The 17,761-nt window shown below is 58.2% G+C and carries 15 protein-coding genes; 7 read left to right on the top strand and 8 right to left on the bottom strand.

Annotated elements, in window-relative coordinates; all coding sequences use genetic code 11:
- Positions 1–73: 73 nt before the first annotated feature.
- Positions 74–1,051: an electron transfer flavoprotein subunit alpha/FixB family protein gene (locus LRS06_RS17845; RefSeq protein WP_257872740.1), complete on the bottom strand. Its 978-nt coding sequence runs from the start codon at positions 1,049–1,051 to the stop codon at positions 74–76.
- A 109-nt stretch (positions 1,052–1,160) separates the two neighbouring features.
- A complete protein-coding gene (locus LRS06_RS17840; RefSeq protein ID WP_257872739.1) occupies positions 1,161–1,901 on the bottom strand; it encodes an electron transfer flavoprotein subunit beta/FixA family protein in 741 nt (246 codons plus the stop codon).
- A gap of 76 nt (positions 1,902–1,977) precedes the next feature.
- Between LRS06_RS17840 and LRS06_RS17835 the strand changes: the two genes are divergently transcribed.
- Both LRS06_RS17835 and LRS06_RS17830 read left to right on the top strand, forming a co-directional pair.
- On the top strand, positions 1,978–2,316 hold the full coding sequence (locus tag LRS06_RS17835; RefSeq protein WP_257872738.1) for a tetratricopeptide repeat protein: 339 nt from the start codon (positions 1,978–1,980) through the stop codon (positions 2,314–2,316).
- A 258-nt stretch (positions 2,317–2,574) separates the two neighbouring features.
- Positions 2,575–3,390: a transporter gene (locus LRS06_RS17830; protein ID WP_257872737.1), complete on the top strand. Its 816-nt coding sequence runs from the start codon at positions 2,575–2,577 to the stop codon at positions 3,388–3,390.
- Positions 3,391–3,887: 497 nt separating this feature from the next.
- Here LRS06_RS17830 and LRS06_RS17825 read toward each other — a convergent pair whose 3' ends face one another.
- The 4 genes from LRS06_RS17825 to LRS06_RS17810 all read right to left on the bottom strand — a co-directional run bounded on the left by LRS06_RS17825 (position 3,888) and on the right by LRS06_RS17810 (position 10,917).
- Positions 3,888–5,219: a M20/M25/M40 family metallo-hydrolase gene (locus tag LRS06_RS17825; RefSeq protein WP_257872736.1), complete on the bottom strand. Its 1,332-nt coding sequence runs from the start codon at positions 5,217–5,219 to the stop codon at positions 3,888–3,890.
- Between the two features lie 388 nt (positions 5,220–5,607).
- Positions 5,608–6,486, bottom strand: a complete 879-nt coding sequence (locus LRS06_RS17820; RefSeq protein WP_257872735.1) for a hypothetical protein — start codon at positions 6,484–6,486, stop codon at positions 5,608–5,610.
- A gap of 159 nt (positions 6,487–6,645) precedes the next feature.
- A complete protein-coding gene (locus tag LRS06_RS17815; protein ID WP_257872734.1) occupies positions 6,646–7,425 on the bottom strand; it encodes a hypothetical protein in 780 nt (259 codons plus the stop codon).
- Between the two features lie 42 nt (positions 7,426–7,467).
- Entirely contained in the window at positions 7,468–10,917 is a 3,450-nt protein-coding gene (locus tag LRS06_RS17810; RefSeq protein WP_257872733.1) for a pyruvate carboxylase, read from the bottom strand.
- 203 nt (positions 10,918–11,120) lie between these two features.
- Here LRS06_RS17810 and LRS06_RS17805 point away from each other — a divergent pair, with 203 nt between their 5' ends.
- From LRS06_RS17805 to LRS06_RS17785, 5 genes are all read left to right on the top strand, one after another.
- Positions 11,121–11,834, top strand: a complete 714-nt coding sequence (locus LRS06_RS17805; RefSeq protein ID WP_257872732.1) for an SDR family NAD(P)-dependent oxidoreductase — start codon at positions 11,121–11,123, stop codon at positions 11,832–11,834.
- A 68-nt stretch (positions 11,835–11,902) separates the two neighbouring features.
- Positions 11,903–12,577 (top strand): TetR family transcriptional regulator C-terminal domain-containing protein, encoded by a 675-nt coding sequence (locus LRS06_RS17800; RefSeq protein ID WP_257872731.1) that lies wholly within the window; start codon positions 11,903–11,905, stop codon positions 12,575–12,577.
- Between the two features lie 90 nt (positions 12,578–12,667).
- Entirely contained in the window at positions 12,668–13,981 is a 1,314-nt protein-coding gene (locus LRS06_RS17795; protein WP_257872730.1) for an AarF/ABC1/UbiB kinase family protein, read from the top strand.
- 151 nt (positions 13,982–14,132) lie between these two features.
- Positions 14,133–14,990: a dienelactone hydrolase family protein gene (locus LRS06_RS17790; protein ID WP_257872729.1), complete on the top strand. Its 858-nt coding sequence runs from the start codon at positions 14,133–14,135 to the stop codon at positions 14,988–14,990.
- A 128-nt stretch (positions 14,991–15,118) separates the two neighbouring features.
- A complete protein-coding gene (locus LRS06_RS17785) occupies positions 15,119–15,595 on the top strand; it encodes a DUF962 domain-containing protein (protein WP_257872728.1) in 477 nt (158 codons plus the stop codon).
- Between the two features lie 33 nt (positions 15,596–15,628).
- Here the strand turns inward: LRS06_RS17785 and LRS06_RS17780 are convergent, their stop codons facing one another.
- Both LRS06_RS17780 and aroF read right to left on the bottom strand, forming a co-directional pair.
- Positions 15,629–16,360, bottom strand: a complete 732-nt coding sequence (locus LRS06_RS17780) for a phenylalanine 4-monooxygenase (protein ID WP_257872727.1) — start codon at positions 16,358–16,360, stop codon at positions 15,629–15,631.
- 378 nt (positions 16,361–16,738) lie between these two features.
- Entirely contained in the window at positions 16,739–17,752 is a 1,014-nt protein-coding gene (gene aroF, locus LRS06_RS17775; protein WP_257872726.1) for a 3-deoxy-7-phosphoheptulonate synthase, read from the bottom strand.
- Positions 17,753–17,761 lie beyond the last annotated feature (9 nt).

The raw sequence follows: 17,761 nt of genomic DNA, 5'->3' as shown, positions 1-17,761 counted from the left end.
AGAACAGCGTAGGGCCCCGGAAACACGGTTTGCAGCAAACCCCGTCTCCAAGACCCTACGCTATTCTTTCCGCTTAGTTCAGTTCTTTCACCGCCTGCGTGAGCTTCGGCAGCACGTCGAACACGTCACCCACGATGCCGTAGTCGGCCGCTTTAAAGAAAGGAGCCTCGGGGTCTTTGTTGATGACCACAATCACCTTGCTGGAGTTTACGCCGGCCAGGTGCTGGATGGCCCCCGAAATACCGCAGGCAATGTACAGGTTCGGCGACACGGTGATGCCTGTCTGACCCACGTGCTCGTGGTGAGGGCGCCAGTCTACGTCGGATACCGGCTTGGAGCAGGCCGTAGCCGCGCCCAGGGCCTTGGCCAGATCTTCGATGAGGCCCCAGTTTTCGGGACCTTTCATGCCGCGGCCACCCGATACTACCTTGTCGGCTTCGGGCAGCAGGATGCCGCCGGCCTGATCCTGCAGCACTACCTGCTTGGGCGCATCGGCAAAGTCAACATCCGAGAGCTGGGCCGAGAAGCTTTCCACCGTAGCATTTTTGCCGGCTTCGTGCTGGGCCTCAATGGAGTTTTTCTTGACGGCAATGATTTTCCGGTCGCCAGTGAGCACCACCTCGGCAAAGGCTTTGCCCGAGAAGGCCCCGCGCTTTACCGTGAACTGGCCGCCATCGTTTTTGGGTAGCTCCACCACGTTGGTAGCCAGCGAGGCCTGCAGGCGCACCGCCAGGCGGGAGCCCACGGAGGCGCCAACGTTGGAGTTGGCCAGCACCAGCACCTTGGCATCTTCCTGCTGCGCGGCAGCGGCAATGAGCTTGGTGTAGGCCCCGTTTACGAAGTCCTTCAGGCGGGGCTCGGCGTCGTAAAGCACTTTGCTGATGCCCTGCTCACCCAGCTGGGCCAGGCTGGCCTCGGAGGCCTCGCCCACGGCCACCGCCGTAGCGGTGGTACCCAGCAGCTGGGCCACCTGGCTGCCATACGAAGCCACTTCCAGCGAAGACTTTTTCACTTCGCCCTTATCACACTCTACTACTACTAGAACAGACATACGTTTTTCAATTAGTAATTAAGAATTAGTAATTAAGACTTGATGCTTTGCGGCTGTTGCGGCCATTGAAGCAATTATTAATTCTTAATTACCAATTCTTAATTAGTTTCTAGATGACTTTGGCTTCGTTGCGGAGCAGCTTGATCAGGTCGCCGGCGCTTTCGGCGGGAATCAGCTTCACACCCTGCTTTTTGGGCGGCAGCTGGTACTCCGTTACCTGGGTGCGGGAGGCGTCGCCGGTGGGCTCTACTACTTTCAGGGGCTTGGTACGGGCTGTCATGATGCCGCGCATATTCGGGATGCGGGGCTCGCACATGGGCTGCTGGCAGCTGGCCACAAAAGGTGTATTTACCTCCACGATTTCCTTGCCGCCCTCAATTTCGCGCTCCAGCGTGGCCGTGTTGCCGCTCATATCGAGCTTCATGGCCGGGGCTACGGTGGGGATGCCCAGCAGCTCGCCTACCATGCCGTGCACCTGGAAGCCGTTGTAGTCAATACTTTCCTTGCCCATCAGAATCACGTCGTAGCCGCCGTCTTTGGCAATGCTGGCAATCTGCTGCGCCACGAAGAAGGCGTCCTTGGGGTACGCATTTACCCGGATGGCATCGTCGGCGCCAATGGCCAGGGCTTTGCGAATATTTGGTTCGGTATCGGCTTCCCCTACGTTCAGTACCGTAACCGTGCCACTACCCTGCACTTCCTTCAGCTCAATGGCGCGGGTGAGGGCGTACTCATCCCAGGGGTTGATAACGAATTGCACCCCCGCCTTGTTGAATTCCTTGTTATCGGGCGTGAAGGTAATCTTGGTGGTCGTGTCAGGCACGTTGCTGATGCAAACGAGAAACTTCATCTATGACGACTTGAGTGAACGATATACTACGGGAAAGCCCCAAATTTGGGGCAAAGATACTGAAAACTCCTCCCCTATGGAAACTCCTCCCAGCCGCCTGCAGCAACTTCTGGCCTTTTACCAGGACGACCCGAACGACCCGTTCACGATTTACGCTCTAGCCACCGAATACCGCTCTACTGATCCGCAGAAAGCCTGGGGATTTTATCATAAGCTTCTCACGGAGCACCCTGAGTACGTGGGCACTTACTATCATGCTGGCAAGCTTCTGGAACAGCTGAAGCAGCCCGACGAGGCGGAGAAAGTATACCGCACCGGCCTTAGTGTAGCGCGCAAGGCCGGCCAGCTGCACGCCGCCAGCGAAATTCAGGGCGTGCTAAACAGCCTGCTGGGCCTTGACTACGAAGACGACTAACCATCCGCCGGTGCTCCGCCAGTCCGGAGCACACCGCCGTAACATCGCATATCGATTGTAAAGCAACAGTCAGCGCGGTGTACGGCTTTCCTTGTGCCTGGCATGCTTACCCCGGATTAAGTCAGAAATTGAATGCAGATAGCTGAATGTATATAAACATATAACCTATCTGTGTAACTATTTAAAAAAAATGCCGTATCCAGCAAGTTTGAGCAACCCCTTTCTGAACTTTCACGTAGCGTGGGCTGTCCGGTCTGCATGCGTAAGACCATTCTGCTGGGTGCAGCCGCGCTGTTAGGCGCCGCCACCCACTCCTTGGCCCAAACATCGGGCAACGAATTGACCGACTCTCCATTTGTACGGAATATCCGCCCCGACCGGCCCGGGGTGACTATCACCACTAACATGCTGTACCCCGGTCAGGTACAAGTAGATGCCGGTATTCAGCAGCTTCCCGCTTCGGAAGCATTTGGCCGCCACCGGGCTATGTCGACTGCTACCTTGCGCGTTGGCTTTTTCAACCATATCGAGTTGCGCGCCACGCAGGGTTACTTGCACCCACTGGCCCGCCTGACTACGGGCGAGGCCAGTGGCCGCCCAACTTCGCCAGCGGGCCTCGCGCCCCTTACGGTAGGCGCCAAGTTTCTGGCCTCTACGGTGCAGAATGCCCGTTCCCAGGTAGTAGTTCTAACAGAACTAACGCTGCCCAACGGGGATGCATCTTTCGTTAATAAAGCTTATGAGCCCAGTGCGCGCCTACTGGTGTCGCAGCTGCTGGGGCAGCGCTACGGGCTGGAAGGCAATTTTGGCTTTCGGCAGCGGGGCTTTCGGGCGGCCGATACCAAGGTTGGGCAGTACACGGCGTCTTTGGCCTTGAATGGCCCCCTTGGCGGCAACTTCGGCTTCTTCACCGAGGCGTACGCCATCGGCCGGTTTTCCTGGCAGAAAGGCATAAACACTGGCGTATCCTGGCGCCCCGTACCTGGTTTCCGAGTAGATGTAACAGCTGGCCATCAGCTCAACAACAATGGACTGCTACTGGGCACTGGCCTGAGTTTGCGCCTGCCTAAATAAGGAGCACAAATAACTATCAGCGGCCGCTTTTGCCGGGGTATTTCCGTACGGGAAGTAACCCGGCAAAAGCGGCCGTTTTGCGTCGTGTTAGCTCCTCACATCATTGTGTGATTGAACTTCATATAGATATTTTGTAATTTTGTTGCATTCTCCCCTTACAGCCCCCTTATGCAAACACTCTACCGCTTTTTACTGCTGCTGGCGCTGTTGCTCATCAGCCACTCTCCTCCCGGGCGCAGGGTCTAGCGCCCGCATCCAAAGTTACTATCACTGGTTTTGGGGACCCTGAGCCCGCTTCGCCGCCGGCCTGGGCGCTGGCCCGGCTCCACGAAAGCTCCTCGCCCCCTGCAGAGCCGGCCTCCCCTCCGGCAACGCCCGATACAGTGATGTTGCCAGCCAAGCCAGAACAGAAAAAGCAATAGAGGAACAAGTACTAAAGCAGCAACACCCCGGCAGTAGTGCCGGGGTGTTGCTGCTTTACGGGGAATATAAGCGAATCAGCGGGCAGCCTGGCCGGGTTCTACAACGAGGCGCGTAGGCGTATCCTGACCACTGATGATACTTTTAGCGCTCTGCGCAATGGCGCTGATAACGCCAGTCATATTAACGAGGTTCAGCGTTTCCACTTCGTCATCAACGCTATGGTATAGCTTGTCCGTTGGAATCTGGTCGGTGCTGATGCTGTGGGCTGGTACGCCCAGGCGGGCCAGGGTAGCGTTGTCGGAGCGGTAAAACAGGTTCTGCTCGGGGTACGGGTCGGGCTCGAACCGGAAACCGGAGCCCTGCAGATTGCGCTGCAGAATGGTCCCGAAGTCTGACTTATCGAACCCCGTGATAAACGCGGTATTAGGGCCGAACTTGGCCAGCTTACCAATCATTTCAATGTTGAACATAGCTACTACCTGTTGGGGGTTGAGCTGGCTGGCAAAGTAGCGTGAGCCCAGCCCGCCTATTTCTTCGGCCGTGAAAGCCACAAAAATGAGCGGCCGGGCGTTGTCATCACGTTTCTTGAAGTGTTCCGCTAAGGTTACCACGGCCGTAGTACCGCTGGCATCGTCGTCGGCGCCGTTGGCAATAGAGTCGCCGGCTACTTTGGTTATCAGGCCCAGGTGGTCGTAGTGGGCTGAAAATATTACCTGCTCGGCCGCACGGGCGGGCTCGTGGCCGGGCAATATGCCCACTACATTGCGCAGTTCCACGGGCCGCACGGTGGTATTGGCCGCGACACGGTACTTAACGGCACCATTGCCCACTGCCGCTAGGGCCATTACCACTGAATAGGGCCCCGGCTTTTCGGCGCGCAGGTTGCTGTGCTTCACATACTCGGCCACCTGTTTGAACGCAGCGGCATGAGCAGGGTCAATAAACACGACGACGTTTTCGGTGGGCTGCAGCAGCGGCCGCAGCACTTTCATCAGGTTTGCTTCCGCGCCAATAACCATCACGCGGGCACTCTGGTCGTCGTCGGCCCAGTTCAGGTGGGGTTCCCCCGAAATCAGGAGGGTCTTGTCTTTGGGTACGGTGGTGTTGTTCAGCTGCACGAACAACGCCGTAGTGCGGGTTTCGAATACCGTAAACTTCTGCTCAAATGACGAGAGGCCCGGCAGGGGCTGCAGCCCGATTCGCTCAAACTCGGCTACCAGAAACTGAGCTGCTTTAGCTGCTCCGGCCGGCACCCCGCGCCCCTGCATGGCATCGGAAGCCAAAGCCCGCTCCACGCGTTCTACAGTTGAGGGCGCAACACCTTCGGCTAGAGCAGGCGTCTTTTTCTGGCCCAGCCCCAGTAAGGACGTGTGCACAAACAAGACAATAAGAAAAACCAATTTCATGGCAACAGGTGGGATTTTGCGCAAGTGCGGGGAAAGTAGAGCAGCGGCAGCCGTGCAACAACAGTGCCGCATAGCTACTGCAGTGGGCTGCTACTGAAAGCTATGGACGCCTTTTTGTGCGGATGCGTTGCCCGCAGGCTTCCTCTACCCGAAGTTGCCCCTCTTGCTCAGCAATATAGCCACTTTCACAAACTACCCCGGCTTTATGCCGCAACCAAGCCCGTCAGACGATTACGAGCAAAACGGTGCCTCTTCACCTAGGCTAACCAGCTATGAAACCTGATAACCAGCTGGTCGCCTCAGCCTTAATCGCCCAACCAGTTTGCAGAGAACAGAAGCTCCGCCCAGCAGCATATAGCTGGGCGGAGCGCCTGGAAGGTCCCGCTGTTTACTTGCTGACGGTTGCTGCCAGCAGGTTCAGTTGCGAAACGGCATTAACCAGGTCTGTTTCGGTGCGTAACGTTGCTTTTTTCAGCTCAGCCCGGAGCGGTTCCTGCACAGCAGCAGGCACCGCTGCTACCAAGGACTTGACGGCTGGCTTTATGACGGTAAGCGTACCCTGCGGACTTAGCAGAAAATACTGGATAACGTCCACCAACTCATCGTAAGGCCGGTAGGAACTGTAGGCTTGCTGGTAGTCGGCTTTCACCATCGATTTACCGGAGCGCTTCAAAAGCGTATATGGACCGGTAGCATGCAGCACTTCCAGGAACTCCGTTCGGCCTGGGTGGCCGGGTATATCTGTAAAACGTGCAAACCGGTGTAGGCTAGCCTGCCCGGATAAGGTCCGGATGTCGGTGAGGGTGAACTCCTGGATATTGCGCAGGTCAAGCAAGATAGAATCGCCCTGCGGGCGCCGCACCATTAGCTGCTGGTTGTAAAGGTCAAACTTCAACGGCACCGCTTTCACACGCTGATTAGTCGTCAGCAGAATGTCGCCGGTAGACCATCCGCGCAGCAGAAAGGGTGTGCCCCGTATGCCTTCGTAGCGTTTATCCACCTTCAGGTACGTTGTGGCCACTTTGCTGTCCGATACAAGCCGCAGATTTTGCAAGTCGACCAAGGAGCTGCCAGCAGCCTGCTGGGCATAAGCCGGTATTGCCGCGCCGAAGACGACGAACAGTACTACCATGCCCAACCAAGTGGATAGAAAATAGGATGTGTTTTTCATGCGTAAATTGGAATAGAGTGTGTTTTCCAATTTACGCAAAATTAGATTTATCCAAGCGTCAGCACCAAGACATAAGCGCGGATTTCGTGGTTGCACTGCTAGGTGGTGGAGAACAGTTTCGGTTGGGCCGCCCGTTTCCGTCGCTTGGCCTTAACCAGCAGCAGTTTCACTTCCTTGCCTTTGTTGCCTTGCTGTTAGCAAGAGACGCTTCTCTAGCCACCAGTCTTTGAATGAGAGATTAGAATATTCTACTGTTTACTTGCTGACAGCTGCCAGCTTGTTTAGCTGCGAAACAGCATTAACCAAATCCGTTTCGGTGCGGACAGGCGTCTTTTTTAATTCAGCGCGTAAGGACTCCTGCAAAACGGGCGGTATAGCAGCCACCAACGACTTGGTTGTCGGCTTCACCGTCGTGAATGTTCCTTCAGGACTTCGCAGGTAATAGTCAGTGGCATCTACCAACTCATCATAGGGTCGATCGGCACTATACGCCTGCTGGTAGCTGGCTTTCAGCAACGATTTACCGGAGCGCTTCAGCAATGCATACGGACCAGCATCGTGGAGCACCTCCAGAAAATCAACACGCCCGGCCTGATCCGGCAGATTCTTGAAGCGGGCAAACCGGTGTAGACCGGCCTGACCAGATACGGCACGCGGATCATTGAGCGTGAACTCCTGGATGTTACGCAAATCAATCCAGATAGAATCACCCTGCGGGCGTCGCGCCATCAACTGCTGATTGTAGACATCGAATTTCAATGGCACTGCCGTCACGCGCTTGTTCGAGGTAAGTAGAATGTCGCCGACAGCCCATATGGGCAGCAAAAAAGGCGTACCCCGCACTCCTTCATAGCGCTTATCCACCGTCACAATAGCGGTGCTGACGTTGCCACCGGATAGCAACCGCAGATTTTCCTGGTCGCCCAGGGAGCTACCGGTGGCTTGTTGCGCGTGGGCAGGCGCTGTAGCAAGGCTTGCCACTCCTAGCAGCAGAGCGCCTGCCCAATTCGACAGCAATGAAGCAGAATTTTTCATGCGTAAATCTTAAATGTGCAGCTCAATTTACGCAAACCTGCTTTATCCAAGCGTCAGCACCAGATCGTCAGCGTTTACCAGGGTGCCTTCGGCTAGATTAATGGTTTGCACCTTGGTATCCTGAGGAGCAGTGATAGTGGTTTCCATCTTCATAGCTTCGATGATGAACAGGGGCGCGTTCTTACGCACCTCCTGGCCATTTTCGACGAGCACCCGCGAAAGCAGCCCCTGCAGCGGGGCGCCCACCTGCTTGACGTTGGCTTTGTCGGCTTTGGGATTCTGGATGCGCTTCACTTCCACGCTCGTGTCGCGGATTTCGAGGTTGCGCTGCTGGCCGTTGAGGGTGAAGAACATGGTGCGGCAGCCGTCTTCGTTTACCGGCCCAATGCTCTGCAAACCCACGATAATGCTCTTGCCCCGGGCAATATCGATGATGGTTTCTTCGCCGGGCTGCAGGCCGTAATAGAACACTGGCGTAGGCACAATGGAAACTTCCCCGTACTGCTGCAGGTGTGCCCAGTACTGCTCGAATACCTTAGGGTATAGCAGCCACGACAGCACATCGGTGAACTTGCCGCGCTGCCCGAACTTCTTTTCAAACCGCTGCCATTCCTGGTCGAAGTCGATGGGCGCGAGGTGCTCGTTGGGCCGGTCAGTGAAGGGCTGCTCGTCTTTCAGAATCACCTGCTGCACGTCCCGGGGCCAGCCGCCCTCGGGCTGCCCGATGTCGCCGCGGAACAGCTCCCGCACCGACTCGGGGAAGTTGAGCGTGGCGCCTTTCTCCAGCACGTCCTGCGTGGTGAGGTTGTTGGACACCAGAAACAGGGCCATATCCCCCACCACCTTCGAGGAAGGCGTCACCTTCACAATGTCGCCGAACAACTGGTTTACGTCGGCGAAAGTCGTTTTCACGGTTTCAAACTTATCCAGCAAGCCCAACGCCGCCGCCTGGGGCCGCAGGTTGGAATACTGCCCACCCGGGATTTCGTGCTGAAACACTTCCGAAGTACCCGCTTTCAGCCCCGACTCAAACGGGTAGTAATATTCGCGCACGGTTTCCCAGTAATTGGAGAATTCGTTGAGCGACTGTTGATCAAACTCGCGGTGGCGCTCCTGCCCGCGCAGCATTTCCACCACGGAGTTGAAGTTGGGCTGCGAGGTGAGGCCCGAAAGGCTGCCCAGCGCTACATCAATCACGTCCACGCCCGCTTCCACCGCTTTCAGGTACGTGGCCGGCTGCAGGGAAGAAGTATCATGCGTGTGCAGGTGAATGGGCATCTGCACGGTGTCGCGCAAAGCGGTAATCAGCTCGGTGGCGGCGTAGGGCTTCAGCAGCCCGGCCATATCCTTGATGCACAGGATGTGGGCGCCGGCTTCCTCAATCTGCCGGGCCAGGCGCAGGTAGTAGTCAAGGTTGTATTTCTGGTTGCGCCGGGGGTCCAGAATGTCGCCGGTGTAGCAGATACTGGCTTCAGCCAGCCGGTCGGTCTTATTGCGCACAAAGCCGATGCAGGCTTCCATGCCCGGCATCCAGTTCAGCGAGTCGAAGATGCGGAATACGTCGATGCCAGTCTCAGCGGCCTGCTGCACGAAGCGTTCCGTGAGGTTATCAGGGTACGCCTTGTAGCCCACACCGTTGGCCCCACGAATGAGCATCTGAAGCAGGATATTGGGCACGGCCTTGCGCAGTTTAGCCAGCCGCACCCAAGGGTCTTCGTGCAGAAAGCGCAGGGCCACGTCGAAGGTGGCGCCGCCCCAGCATTCGAGCGAAAATATCTGCGGGTGCTGGTGGGCGTAGCGCTCGGCCACCTTCAGCATATCGTAGGTGCGCATGCGCGTGGCCAGCAGGCTCTGGTGGGCGTCGCGCAGGGTGGTGTCGGTGTAGTGGATCTGCTTGTCCTGGCGCAGCCACTGGGCAAATTTTTCGGGGCCGAGCTCGGTGAGCTTTTCCTTGGTGCCGGGCGTGATGGGCGAGTCGCGGTTGTATTCGGGCAGGCGTGGCTTGCGCAGTTCCCGCTTGGGGTCGATGTGGCCCTTCACGTCGGGGTTGCCGTTCACCACCACGTCGCCCAGGAAGTTAAGCACCTTGGTGGCACGGTCCTGACGGGCTTTGAACTTGAACAGCTCCGCGTGGTCCTTGATGAAGTCCACGTTGGCCTCGCCAGCCATGAATACCGGGTGGGCAATGATATTCTGCAGAAACTGAATGTTGGTGTTCACCCCGCGCACCCGGAACTCGTCCAGCGTACGGGCCATTTTCTGGGCGGCACTGGCCAGGGTGGGCGCGTGCGCCGATACCTTCACCAGCAAGGAGTCAAAGAACGGTGACACCTTCACGCCGGTGTACACCGAGCCCTGGTCGAGGCGGATACCGAAGCCGCCGGCCGAGCGGTAGGCCGTGATGGTGCCGTAGTCGGGCTTGAAATCCTGCTCCGGGTCTTCGGTGGTGATGCGGCACTGAATAGCATAGCCCGTTTTCAGCGGCTTTACGTCGGGGCCCAGCCCAATTTCCGGGTCGGTGAGGCGGTAGCCGGCCGCAATGTAGAGCTGGGTTTTGATCAGGTCGACGCCGGTTATCATTTCCGTAACCGTGTGCTCAACCTGGATGCGCGGGTTTACCTCGATAAAGTAAATCCGGTCGTGCTCGGGGTTCACCAGGAATTCCACGGTGCCCACGTTGTTGTAGTTCACGGCCCGGCCCAGGCGCAGCGCGTACTCGTAGAGCAGGTGGCGCATATGGTCGGGCAGGTTCAGGGAGGGCGCCACTTCAACCACTTTCTGGTAGCGCCGCTGCACCGAGCAGTCCCGCTCGTAGAGGTGCATCAGCCCACCGTGGTTGTCGGCCACCAGCTGCACCTCGATGTGCTTGGGCTGCTCCACAAACTTCTCGAGGAATACCGTATCGTCGCCGAAGGCTTTGAGGGCTTCGTTGCGAGCCTCGAAAAAGCCTTTTTCCAGCTGGTCATCGTCGCGGATGACGCGCATGCCCCGGCCGCCACCGCCACTGGCGGCTTTCAGCATCACGGGGTAGCCGATGCGGTGGGCTTCTTCGAGGGCAATTTCAAAGCTGTTGAGGTCCTGCCGGCTGCTTTCGATGATTGGCACCTGGCACTCCACGGCCACGCGCTTGGCGGCTACTTTGTCGCCGAGGGCTTCCATCACCTCGGGCCGGGGACCAACGAAGATAATGTTCTCCTCGCGGCAGCGGCGGGCCAGCGTGGCATTTTCGCTTAGGAAGCCGTAGCCGGGGTGAATGGCGTTGACGCCGTTTTCCTTGGCCGTCCGAATCAAGCCTTCAATATCGAGGTAAGGCTTCAGCGGCTCGTCGTCGCGGCCCACCTGATAGGCTTCGTCGGCCTTGTAGCGGTGCAGAGAATACCGGTCTTCGTAGGTGTAGATGGCTACCGTGGGGATGCCCAGCTCCGTGGCCGCGCGCAGGACGCGTATGGCAATTTCGCCTCGGTTGGCGACCAGCAGTTTGCGGATATTCATCGAGAAAAGCGGTGTTTGAGGTAGGGGTGAAAACAGGTTGCAAGCTACAGAAAGAGCAGAGAAGCTCCAGCGAATATTTGCTAGGAAGCAATATTTCGCAATTCGAACCTTCCTGTTCAATCTTGAATAAGCAAAATATCCGAAACCAAAGCTTCCTGCGCAGGTTAGCCAAACACTCATCTACTCTTCATACAATTTCTATCATGGAATTTGCCGACAAGCATATCCTCGTTGTGGGGGCCTCCTCCGGCATTGGGCTGGCCATTACGCGCCTACTCCGGCAGCTGAACGCCACGGTGTACACAGCGGCCCGTCACTTGTCGCCGGAGCTGGCCGAGTTGGGTACCACGTTTGTAGCGCTGGACGCCACGCAGCCCCTCAACGGTACCCTGGACGCGCTGCCTGCCGTGCTACACGGCGTGGTGTACTGCCCCGGCAGCATCCGACTGCGACCCTTTGAGCGAATTAGTGCGGAAGATTTCCGGGCCGACTTTGAGCTGAATGTGGTGGGCGCCGTGCAGGTGCTGCAAGCCACCGTGAAGAAGCTGAAAAAGGCCGAAGGCGCATCTGTGGTGCTATTCAGCACGGTGGCGGCCGAGACGGGCATGGCTTTCCATACCAGCATTGCCACCGCCAAAGCCGCCGTAGAAGGCCTCACCCGCGCTCTGGCCGCCGAGTACGCCGCCAGCAATATCCGGGTGAATGCCGTGGCGCCTTCGCTCACCAACACGCCCCTGGCCGCCGCACTGCTTAGTTCCCCGGAAAAGCAGGAAGCCGGCGCCAAACGGCATCCGCTGCAGCGCATCGGGCAGCCTGAGGACATGGCTTACACCGCCTCATTTCTGCTTTCCGACCACAGCTCCTTTATAACAGGCCAGGTGCTGCCGGTGGACGGGGGCCTGGGCCGGCTAAAGTAAGTAAGCCAGCGAAGTTGTATCAACTGAAAACCGACAACTTTACGCGGCATCCGGTGGTTACTTAAGGTATGGAACAGCAACTCCCTCCCCTGGCCGCAGCCGAGCCGGCCGCTTCGCCCAAAGCCCGCATCAAGCAGGCGTATCTGGACTATGTGCTGCGTAAGGGCACGCCTCCGCCATCGGTGTACCGCCTGACGCAGAAGCTGAACCTGCCCGAGCAGGAGTTCTACCGCTTCTATCCCACCTTCGCGGCCATCGACCGGGAGCTGTGGGCTGATTTTGGGCGCGAAGCCCGCACGGCCGCCGCCCGGGAGCCGGTGTGGGAACAGTACGGCAGCCGCGAAAAGCTGCTGGGCTTCTATTATACCCTGCTCGAAATTCTGAAGCGCAACCGCAGCTACGCCCTGCAAAGCCTGCACCACTCCCTGCGCGGAATGCCTGGCCTCACGCCCCGGGTGCTCGACGACTTCCGGCAGGAGTTTGAGGTATTCGTGGGCGAAATCCTGCGCGAAGGGCGCCGCACCGAAGAAGTAGCTAGCCGCCCGCTGGTGCAGGAGCAGTATCCGCGCGCCTTCTGGCAGCAGATGCTCTTCGTGCTGGGCTTCTTCGCCAAAGACGATACCGTGAACTTTGAGCGCACCGACGCGGCCATCGAAAAAGCCGTGACGCTCAGCTTCGACCTCGTGGGCCGCAACACGTTCGACTCGGCGCTGGACTTTGTGCGGTTTCTGATACGGAAATAAAGTAATCCTATGAGGAGTAAAGGGCAACATGGAACTGAGCCATCCGACCAGTTCCTCGTTCCTCTTTACTCCTCACTTTTTAATTGATGCATGGAAGATTCTCCCAAGCCGCTCAGCTCCCTGCCTACCTCCAAAGTGGCGCGTGCGGCGCGCTTTGCTAAAACGGGCCTTAATGTGGGCGCCAACTACGTGAAGCACTACGCCCGCCGGGCCGTAGGCGCCAAGGCCCCAACCGACGACCTGCACGCGGCCAACGCCGCCGAGCTGTACGGCACGCTCAGCGAAATGAAAGGCTCGGTGCTGAAGGTGGCCCAGATGCTGGCTATGGAGAAAAACCTGCTGCCCGCGGCCTACGCCGACCAGTTTGCCCAGGCCCAGTACCAGACGCCGCCACTATCGGGGCCGTTGGTAGTCAAAGCTTTCCGGGACGCGTTTGGCCGCTCACCGTTTGAGGTGTTCGAGGAGTTCGACATCAACGCCCGGCAGGCGGCCAGCATTGGGCAGGTGCACTGGGCCCGCAGTGGTGGACTCACGTACGCAGTGAAAGTGCAGTACCCTGGTGTGGCTGACAGCATCCGCTCCGATATCCGGCTGGTGAAGCCTATTGCCCTGCGCGTGCTGGGTCTAAGCGAAGACACTGTACGGCCCTACCTGCAGGAGGTAGAAATCCGCCTGCTGGAAGAAACCGACTACACCCTGGAGCTGCGGCGCGGCCAGGAAATAGCCGCCCAGTGCGCCGAACTGCCGCACCTGGAGTTTCCGCGCTACTACCCCGCCCTGTCCTCGGCCCGCATCCTGACTATGGACTGGCTGCCGGGCCAGCACCTGCGGGAGTTTCTGGCCACCGACCCTTCGCCCGCTGTGCGCAACCAGCTGGGCCAGGCGCTGTGGGACTTCTACATGCACCAGCTGAACAACCTGCATCAGGTACACGCCGACCCGCACCCCGGCAACTTCCTGCTGCGCACCGACCACGGTGGCACCGTAGCCGTGCTGGATTTTGGCTGCGTAAAGGAAATCCCGGCCGAAGTTCACCGCCTTTTCACGGCTCTGCTGGCCCCCGAAACCCTGGCTGATTCGGCCCGGCTGGGGGCCTTGCTGGAGGAAGCCGGCGTAGTGCGCCCCGACGACGCCCCCGCCCAGCGCGCTTTCTATGTGAGCACCATGCACACGTCCCTGGAGCTGGTAGGCCGCCCCTTCCGCCAGGCTACGTTCGACTTCGGCGACCCGGCTTATATGCAGGCCCTGTACGCCCTCGGCGACGACCTGCTGCAGCAGCCCGAGCTACGCCAGCAGCGGGAACCGCGCGGCTCCGAGCATTTTATCTACCTCAACCGCACTTATGTGGGCCTGTACGCCCTGCTGACTGAACTGCGCGCCCACATCCAAACCGGGCTCCGCTAAACACGGAAAGCAGCTGACTATCTGAGGTTCATTCGCGGCTTTTTCGTTTGTTTGCTGCGGTTGCGTGTCCTTTCAGAAGTAAACTGCCTGACCACTATCAACCAGCACTTCCTCCTCAAACGACTACCTCACGCTCTTTTCTGCCACCGACATGAAAAAACTCTTAACCCTATGGGCGGTGCTGCTGGCCACTGTTTCCCTAGCTACGGCCCAGAGTCCGGCCAGCTGCTGCGCCAAGCCCGAAAAAGCCACCGAGGTATTTGCCATGCTGGGCGCCAACGAGGAATTTGTGCGCGGCCACGAAGACCCGATGCCTTATCAATATGAGGGCCCCGGCGAAATGATTGAGTTCAGCACGGCCGATGGCAAGCCGGCCCGGGGGTTCGAAATCAAAAGCAATGTTCGCTCCGATAAGTATGTCTTCGTGATTCACGAATGGTGGGGCCTGAACGACTACATCAAAAAAGAGTCGTTCCGGTACGCCAACGAGTTGAAGGGCGTCAACGTCATTGCCCTCGATTTGTACGACGGCCAGGTAGCCACTACCGCCGAGGAAGCCGCCCGGCTGATGCAGGGCGTGACGACGGAGCGGGCCGAGGCCATCATTAAAGGGGCCTTGCTGCATGTAGGCAACAACGCCCAGATTGCCACCCTGGGCTGGTGCTTCGGGGGCAGCTGGAGTCTGCAGACCGCGCTGCTGGCCGGCCCGAAAGCCGTGGGTTGCATTATGTACTACGGTATGCCCGAGAAAGACCCGGCTCGTCTGAAAACTCTGAATACTGACGTGCTGGGCATTTTTGCGCAGCAGGATAGGTCCATCACACCGGCCGTGGTAGCGCAGTTCACCAAGGATATGGCTGCTGCCAAGAAGAAGCTCACGGTGAAGTTCTACGACGCCGACCACGCTTTTGCCAACCCCTCCAACCCCAGGTACAACCGGCAGTTCGCGGAAGATGCCCACGCGCTTTCTCTGGCCTACCTGCGCAAGGCCTTAAAGCTGAAAGGCTAAAGGTGTATTCGTTTCCGTCCTGCAAAAAGCCCTTCCTACTTAAGGAAGGGCTTTTTTGTATGTACCCTCACTTGGATGCAGCCGGCAAACTTCGTAGCTTTCTTAGCTCCCACTCCTGCGTCCTGCTTATGTCTGCGTCTGCTCTCACCTCCCTGCTCAACGAATACGGCGAAAGTCACCAGAACCCCACCAACAAGCTTGTGCACTGGGTATGTGTCCCACTGATTATGTTCTCCATCCTAGGCTTGCTGTGGTCGATTCCGGTGCCGGCCGGTTTGCGCGCCGTTAGCCCCTGGCTGAACTGGGCCACGGTGGTGATGGTGCTGGCCGTGGGCTATTACCTGCGGCTTTCGGTGCCGCTGGCCGTGGGTATGGTGCTGGTATGGGCCGCTATGGCCCTGGCCCTGCGGTTGGTAGAAGCCAGTGCGCCCCTGCCCCTTTGGGCCGTGTGCCTGATTATATTCGTGCTGGCCTGGGTGGGCCAGTTCTGGGGCCACAAGGTGGAAGGCAAAAAGCCCAGCTTCCTGAAAGACCTGCAGTTCCTGCTGATCGGGCCGCTGTGGCTGCTGCACTTCGTGTATCGGCGCCTGGGCTGGCAGTATTGACTTGCCTGTTGTCTGTTAGTTGGTAACTGGCAACTATACCGTGTTCAGCTGCCAGTTGCTCGACAGCAAGGCCGCTAACTCCGCTACGCTTTCCGTGAGCTGCTCCCAATTGTTGAGCACGAAATACTGATCCTGCAGGTGTGCTTCGCTGTAGGGCGTTTGCAGGGCGCTGGCCAGGTCGAACGGGCGCTGGTGGTTGGCATGGCTGAGGCAATGGTGGATTTCCCCCGAGGAAGAAAGCAGACCCGCCCCGTACATGCGGGTTTCTCCCCGCTCCTGCACCAACCCAAACTGCACCGTGAAGCCATACAGCCGCTCCAGGCGGGCAAGTGCCGGCGCGTCGTGCAGATGCTGCGCAGCTACATGCCCCAGAAAGTGCAGGAAGTCGGCAAAGGCGGCATCCATCAGCAGCGGCACGTGGCCGAAGACTCCGTGGAACAAGTCGGGCTCCTGCGTGAAGTCGAACTGCTGCATGGACCGTATCCAGATAGTGCCGGGAAACTTGCGCTGAGCCAGGAGCCCAAAGAAATCAGCATCATTGAGCATGCCCTGCACCGGCGCTAATTCCCAGCCCGTGGCTGCCCGCAGCCGCCGGTTTACGTCATCAAAATCGGGAATGGCGTGGCGGTGCAGGCCCGAGGCTTCCAGCCCCTGCCCAAACGCGGCGCAGGCCCGCTTGTGGAGTAAGGCCGTCTGCCGGTCAAACAAGACTTTCCACACCAACTGGTCCTGGGTGGTGTACTGGTTGTAGCGCTGCTCAAACATAGTAACGGAAATAAAAAAAGCCCGACATCCTGGGTAAGGGTCGGGCTTTCGAGGTTTTCAGCGTGTAAGAAGCATGTTGTGCTATTCGCTAACGTACCGGCAAGGCAGCCCGACCCCGCGTCCCGCGGGACGATTAATTAGGGCGACGCATTGCACAGAGTGTTTCAACATGACAAGCCAAATATAGAAAATTTCAGAAACAGATTGCAAAAAGCATGGCACTTATTTTTTCACAGGCCTTTCGTCCTAATTACTATATTTTCCAACAAGCACCCTGCAATATCATATAGGTCATCAGGGTAAAAAGTAGGATATTATGAATTTACACCCTGAATTTTGCACCTTATTCCAAATCAATTTTGTCACCCAATTCGTTTTCTATTCCAACTCTTCCCGTAGGGCATACACCCGTCGCAGGTTGCGGATCAGGCGTTCGGACTCTTGAAAGTTCAACGTCTGAGCGCCATCGGAGGCGGCTTCTTCGGGCTTTTCGTGGGCTTCGTAGATGATGCCATCGGCCCCGGCCATGACGCCGGCCAGGGCCATCGTGGGCACGTAGTCGCGGATGCCGATGCCATGTGAGGGGTCGACGATGACGGGCAGGTGCGTTTTCTCCTTCAGGATGGGCACCGCGTTCAGGTCGAGCGTATTGCGCGAGGCCGTTTCAAAGGTGCGGATGCCCCGCTCACAGAGAATCAGCTTTTCGTTGCCCCCCGAAAACACGTACTCGGCCGACGACAGCAGTTCCTCCAGCGTGCCTGAAATACCGCGCTTGATGAGCACGGGCTTGTCCACGCCGCCCAGCGCGTCGAGCAGGTTGAAGTTCTGGGTATTGCGGGCGCCCACCTGGAATACGTCCACGTAGTCGTGCATTTCCTCCACCTGCGACACCTGCATCACCTCCGTTACGATTTTAATGCCGCGCTGCCGGGCCATCTGGTGGAACAGCTTCAGGCCTTCCATGCCCAGCCCCCGGAAGGAGTAGGGCGAAGACCGGGGCTTGAACACGCCGCCCCGCATGATGCGCACGTCGTTGTCCACCAAGTGCTGCATGATGCGCTCCATTTGGGCTTCGCTCTCGATGCTGCACGGTCCGGCCGCCAGCGTGAGGCTGCCCTCCCCAATTCGTACTCCGTCGCCGAGGTCGAGCACGGTGGGGCGCACGCGCCATTTGCGGCTCACCAGCTTGTACTCATCCGACACCCGATGAATGTCCATAATACCCGGCAGCTGGCCAACGGCCCGCAGATCAAGGTCGGCCTTACCGATGGCCACGAGGTAGTGCGCCCGCTGGGTTTTTACATTGGTAACTTTGTATTTGTGAGCGGTGAGGTGCGCTTCGATATCGGCCTGGGCGCTGGCATTTATAGTGGGTTCAAGCTGAATGATCATGGTCTTTCG

The sequence above is a fragment of the Hymenobacter sp. J193 genome, from assembly GCF_024700075.1.
GTDB lineage: Bacteria > Bacteroidota > Bacteroidia > Cytophagales > Hymenobacteraceae > Hymenobacter.
The sequence above is the reverse complement of the archived record's forward strand: the minus strand, read 5'-3'. Positions and strand labels throughout refer to the sequence as shown.

Bases quoted from the DNA above. Each gene is read 5' to 3' on its own strand.
- LRS06_RS17815 (WP_257872734.1), bottom strand. From the start codon at position 7,425: ATGAAAAATTCTGCTTCATTGCTGTCGAATTGGGCAGGCGCTCTGCTG.
- LRS06_RS17785 (WP_257872728.1), top strand. From the start codon at position 15,119: ATGTCTGCGTCTGCTCTCACCTCCCTGCTCAACGAATACGGCGAAAGT.
- LRS06_RS17825 (WP_257872736.1), bottom strand. From the start codon at position 5,219: ATGAAATTGGTTTTTCTTATTGTCTTGTTTGTGCACACGTCCTTACTG.
- LRS06_RS17840 (WP_257872739.1), bottom strand. From the start codon at position 1,901: ATGAAGTTTCTCGTTTGCATCAGCAACGTGCCTGACACGACCACCAAG.
- LRS06_RS17835 (WP_257872738.1), top strand. From the start codon at position 1,978: ATGGAAACTCCTCCCAGCCGCCTGCAGCAACTTCTGGCCTTTTACCAG.
- LRS06_RS17810 (WP_257872733.1), bottom strand. From the start codon at position 10,917: ATGAATATCCGCAAACTGCTGGTCGCCAACCGAGGCGAAATTGCCATA.
- LRS06_RS17780 (WP_257872727.1), bottom strand. From the start codon at position 16,360: ATGTTTGAGCAGCGCTACAACCAGTACACCACCCAGGACCAGTTGGTG.
- LRS06_RS17790 (WP_257872729.1), top strand. From the start codon at position 14,133: ATGAAAAAACTCTTAACCCTATGGGCGGTGCTGCTGGCCACTGTTTCC.
- LRS06_RS17795 (WP_257872730.1), top strand. From the start codon at position 12,668: ATGGAAGATTCTCCCAAGCCGCTCAGCTCCCTGCCTACCTCCAAAGTG.
- LRS06_RS17805 (WP_257872732.1), top strand. From the start codon at position 11,121: ATGGAATTTGCCGACAAGCATATCCTCGTTGTGGGGGCCTCCTCCGGC.
- aroF (WP_257872726.1), bottom strand. From the start codon at position 17,752: ATGATCATTCAGCTTGAACCCACTATAAATGCCAGCGCCCAGGCCGAT.
- LRS06_RS17845 (WP_257872740.1), bottom strand. From the start codon at position 1,051: ATGTCTGTTCTAGTAGTAGTAGAGTGTGATAAGGGCGAAGTGAAAAAG.
- LRS06_RS17800 (WP_257872731.1), top strand. From the start codon at position 11,903: ATGGAACAGCAACTCCCTCCCCTGGCCGCAGCCGAGCCGGCCGCTTCG.
- LRS06_RS17830 (WP_257872737.1), top strand. From the start codon at position 2,575: ATGCGTAAGACCATTCTGCTGGGTGCAGCCGCGCTGTTAGGCGCCGCC.